Here is a 1,077-nt window from a genome sequence, read left to right on the forward strand (position 1 = left end):
CCTTGATCTGGCGCCGGTCACTGGCGACCTCATGGAGTTCTGCCAGATGCTGCGCGGCGCGGTCCGCCAGATCGCGAAGATCCCGACCTGTGTAGGGGTCGGTCCCAGTAAAACAATTGCAAAGGCCGCAAACAAACTCGCCAAGTCCCGACCCGAACTGAATGGGGTGTGCGATCTGCGCGACGAGGCGACGCGCGTGGCCCTATATCAGGACCTCGGGATTGGCGAGGTCTGGGGGATCGGCGGCAAGACCGCTGAGAAGCTTGCTGCCCGCGGCGTCCGGACTGTCGCGGATTTCCTGCGCCTCGATCCGCGCAAGGTGCGCGATATGATGTCTGTGGTGGGTGCGCGGGTACAGGCGGAATTGCGCGACGTGTCGTGCCTGCCGCTGTCGCTGATGGCGCCGCAGCGCAAGGGGATCGCGGTGACGCGTAGTTTTGGCATGCCGATCACCGATTGGTGGACGATGCGCGAGGCGGTGGCATCCTACGCGACCCGCGCCGGCGAGAAATTGCGCGAGCATGGTTTGCTCGCCAGCACAATGACGGTTCTGCTCCACACCAACCCGCACAATGGCGATCCCTGGTACAGCAACCAGCATTCGGCGCGGATCGAGGCGACCAACGACACGACATCGTTGATCGGGGAGGCGATCCGCATGCTGGAGCCGATGTGGCGCGCGGGGTTCCGGTATTCGAAGGCGGGGATCATGCTCGGCGAGTTGATCGACGCGGGCAGTCAGCCGATGTCGCTGTTTCCGACCAAGGATCCTGTGCGGTCGGCGCGGGCGATGGCGGCGCTTGATGCGGTCAATGGCCGGTTTGGTCGCGACACGTTGCGCCCGCTCGCAACGGGGATTTCGCGCACCTGGACAGCCAAGGCGATGAATTTGTCGCCCCGCTATACGACGCGGGTTGGCGAGATCCTGGTTGGAACCGCCTATTGAGGGGACGCGCTCTCGAGGGCGCCTTACAGGTTGGCTCTTATAGCGTTACCTGTTGATATGGTCCGAGACCGATGGCACCGAGGATCAAGGCGTCGGGTGTGACGTTCTGTCCCAGCGCTTCCAGCGTTCTG

The 1,077-nt window shown here is 63.7% G+C and carries 1 protein-coding gene; it reads left to right on the forward strand.

All coding sequences use genetic code 11. The features are described from left to right. Positions 1-946: DUF4113 domain-containing protein (locus tag B7X49_RS18725; protein WP_286840654.1), on the forward strand; the 946-nt coding region annotated here is incomplete at its 5' end. Positions 947-1,077 lie beyond the last annotated feature (131 nt).

It is taken from the genome of Acidiphilium sp. 34-64-41, assembly GCF_002282635.1.
Lineage (GTDB): Bacteria > Pseudomonadota > Alphaproteobacteria > Acetobacterales > Acetobacteraceae > Acidiphilium > Acidiphilium rubrum.